3 protein-coding genes and 1 pseudogene are annotated in these 2,768 nt (G+C 67.6%); 1 reads left to right on the top strand and 3 read right to left on the bottom strand.

Annotated features, from left to right (window positions below; translation table 11 throughout):
* Together VFA16_RS15395 and VFA16_RS15390 are read right to left on the bottom strand one after the other, a co-directional pair.
* On the bottom strand, positions 1-1,007 hold a 1,007-nt coding region (locus VFA16_RS15395), incomplete at its 3' end, for an isochorismate synthase (RefSeq protein ID WP_324968655.1).
* A 12-nt stretch (positions 1,008-1,019) separates the two neighbouring features.
* Positions 1,020-1,598 carry an acid phosphatase gene (locus tag VFA16_RS15390; RefSeq protein ID WP_324968654.1) on the bottom strand — a complete coding sequence of 193 codons (579 nt, stop codon included), beginning with the start codon at positions 1,596-1,598 and terminating at the stop codon, positions 1,020-1,022.
* 176 nt (positions 1,599-1,774) lie between these two features.
* Between VFA16_RS15390 and VFA16_RS15385 the strand changes: the two genes are divergently transcribed.
* On the top strand, positions 1,775-2,575 hold the full coding sequence (locus tag VFA16_RS15385) for an AAA family ATPase (RefSeq protein ID WP_324968653.1): 801 nt from the start codon (positions 1,775-1,777) through the stop codon (positions 2,573-2,575).
* A 66-nt stretch (positions 2,576-2,641) separates the two neighbouring features.
* On the opposite strand, the pseudogene VFA16_RS15380 reads toward VFA16_RS15385, so the two are convergent.
* Positions 2,642-2,768: pseudogene (locus VFA16_RS15380) on the bottom strand (hypothetical protein); the annotation flags it as partial.

Below are 2,768 nucleotides of genomic sequence, written 5' to 3'. Positions count from 1 at the left end.
CCGCCGCCGGCGTGGGCGAGTGCGCTGCGGCGGTCGGCAGACAGCTGCGTCCCGCGGATCGACACTGCCCAGCGCCCGTCGCCGCGTGCGTCGCACCAGCCCACGGCGCCGGCATAGAAACCGCGGTCGCCTTCCAGCGCGGCGATGAGCTCGCATGCTTGCTGGGTCGGCACCCCGCCGACCGCCGGGGTGGGATGCAGGGCTAATGCCAAATCCATTGCCGTCGTTGAACTGTCACGTAACAGACCACTGATCGGGGTGCTCAGATGCCACACCGTCGCGGTACGACTCAGCTCGGGCGTCGGAGCGATTGTCAGCTCTCGGCACAACGGCTGCAGCGCCGCATGCATGGTCTCGACTACCAGTCGGTGTTCGTGGCGGTTTTTCTCCGAACGGGCCAGCGCCGCGCCGGCTGCCTCGTCGAGCCGTGGGTCGGCGGCGCGTGGCGCCGAGCCTGCCAGCGGCCGGCAGGTCACCCGGTCGCCGTCGCGGGCGACCAGCAATTCCGGGCTGGCGCCGACCAAGGCTGCACCGGAATAGTGGCCGCCTGCCGGCGTCAAATCGACCAGGTAGCCGAACGCGGCAGGGTCGGCAGCGACCAGCCGGCGCAGGATGACCCGGGCGTCCAGCGGGGCGTCGGCGACCAGCCGCAACGCTCGGGCCAGCACCACTTTGCTCAGCGCGCTGCCGGGCGCGGCAAGCCGGTCGCGCGCCCGTCGCACCCGGCTGCGGTGCTGTTCGGCGGAGGGAATCGCGCCAGCAACCCGCACCGCCGGCAGTGGACCGCTCGGCCAGTCGGGCAGCGTCTCCGCCTGCTGTATGGTCCGCGGCGCTATCAGCGCTGCAGGCTGGCTGATGTCAAATGGCAACGCTCCCATAACAAATGACGTGTTCCCGGCGAGCAGGGCCGCCTGCGCCGCCGGCACCTCCGAGTAGCGGTTGGCCATCCCGTCACCGACGAGCACTCCATTCGGCCCGTAGAGCACGAACGAGGGCAAGCTATCCATGTGGATAGCTGCTTAGTCCAAACGCGCCAGCTGGCGCGCTCCGTGTTCGAAACCGCACACGGCCAGGCCTCCCGCGTTCATCGCGAAGCGGAGGCCATCACCGACTGGCAGCTCGACCCAGCGGGCGATCACCGCGCGGGAGAAGTGGCCGTGTCCGACAAACACGACGTCGCGAGATTCCATGTGCTGCAATGCCAGTGTGACGGCCTGGTCAGCGCGGTCGCTGACCTGCGCGACGCTTTCGCCATCAGGGGAACCATCTGTCCAGATCAGCCAGTCGGGACGCGATTCCCGGATCTGCGCAGTGGTGAGGCCCTCGTAGGACCCGTAATCCCATTCGGCGAGCAGCTCGGTTACCTCGTCGACGGTGAGACCGGCCATTTCGGCGGTGACGACAGCGCGCCGCCGCGGACTGCTGAACACCATCGGGTGATCCAGTCCCAGGTGGTCGAGCGTCTCCTTCAAGCCCTGTGCCCGTCTGCGGCCGGCGTCGGTCAGCTCAAGTTCGGTGCGGCCGGTGTGCTGGCCGGACTTCGACCATTCGGTCTCGCCGTGTCGCAGCAACACTAGCCGATGGTCCTCGACGCTCATGTCGCCCGATTCTGCCTGAGAGTCATGGCGATCGGCGCGCGGGCACGGCGGGAAAGATGCCAGGATTGCCCGTATGCGCGCCGGCGACGATGCAGAGCGAAGCGATGAGGAGGAGCGGCGCCGTTGAGACTTGCCGGCGACGATGCAGAGCGAAGCGATGAGGAGGAGCGGCGCGAATGACTGACACCCGGGTGCTGGCGGTCGCCAACCAGAAGGGCGGCGTCGCCAAGACGACGACGGTGGCGTCGTTGGGGGCGGCAATGGCCGACGACGGAAAGCGAGTGCTGCTCGTCGATCTCGATCCACAAGGCTGTCTGACCTTTTCACTCGGCCACGATCCCGACAAGCTCCCAGTGTCGGTGCACGAAGTGCTGCTGGGAGAGGTGGAACCGGACGCGGTGCTGGTCAGCACCGCGGAGGGAATGACGCTGTTGCCGTCCAACATCGACCTCGCCGGCGCCGAGGCGATGTTGTTGATGCGCGCAGGACGCGAGTATGCGTTGAAGCGTGCACTGGACAAGCTCAGTGATCGGTTCGACGTGGTCATCGTCGACTGCCCCCCATCGCTGGGAGTTCTTACGCTCAACGGGCTCACCGCTGCCGACGAGGTGATCGTGCCGCTGCAGTGCGAGACGCTGGCGCATCGCGGCGTCGGGCAGTTCCTGCGTACGGTCGCCGACGTCCAGCAGATCACGAACCCGCGACTGCGTCTGCTCGGCGCGTTGCCGACGCTGTATGACCCGCGCACCATCCATACCCGTGACGTGCTGCTGGACGTTGCTGACCGCTACGACCTACCGGTGTTGGGTCCGCCGATTCCACGCACGGTGCGCTTCGCCGAGGCCAGCGCCTCCGGCTCGTCGGTGTTGGCCGGGCGCAAGAACAAGGGCGCTTTCGCCTACCGGGAATTGGCGCATGCGCTGCTCAAGCATTGGAAGTCCGGCAAGCCGCTGCCGACCTTCACCCCAGAGGTTTAGCGCGGACAGACGCAAAAGCACCCGAATCCGCCTATTTCGGGGGGCTTGTGAGTCTGGTCGCGGGCCTCAGCCCAGCGCTACCACCGTGTCGCCGCGCTGCTCGATGACTTTAGAGCCGGAAACGGCGGGGATCACCGCCGACGTTCCCGGCGGCCGGCTCACCGGTAGGTAGCGCTCGTTGGTGCCGGTGTTG

Origin of the sequence: Mycobacterium sp., assembly GCF_035653355.1 — a bacterium.
Lineage (GTDB): Bacteria > Actinomycetota > Actinomycetes > Mycobacteriales > Mycobacteriaceae > Mycobacterium.
The sequence above is the reverse complement of the archived record's forward strand: the minus strand, read 5'-3'. Positions and strand labels throughout refer to the sequence as shown.

What these genes read in the sequence shown, in the direction of transcription:
- VFA16_RS15390 (WP_324968654.1), bottom strand. Translation starts at nt 1,598, where the DNA reads ATGAGCGTCGAGGACCATCGGCTAGTGTTGCTGCGACACGGCGAGACC.
- VFA16_RS15385 (WP_324968653.1), top strand. Translation starts at nt 1,775, where the DNA reads ATGACTGACACCCGGGTGCTGGCGGTCGCCAACCAGAAGGGCGGCGTC.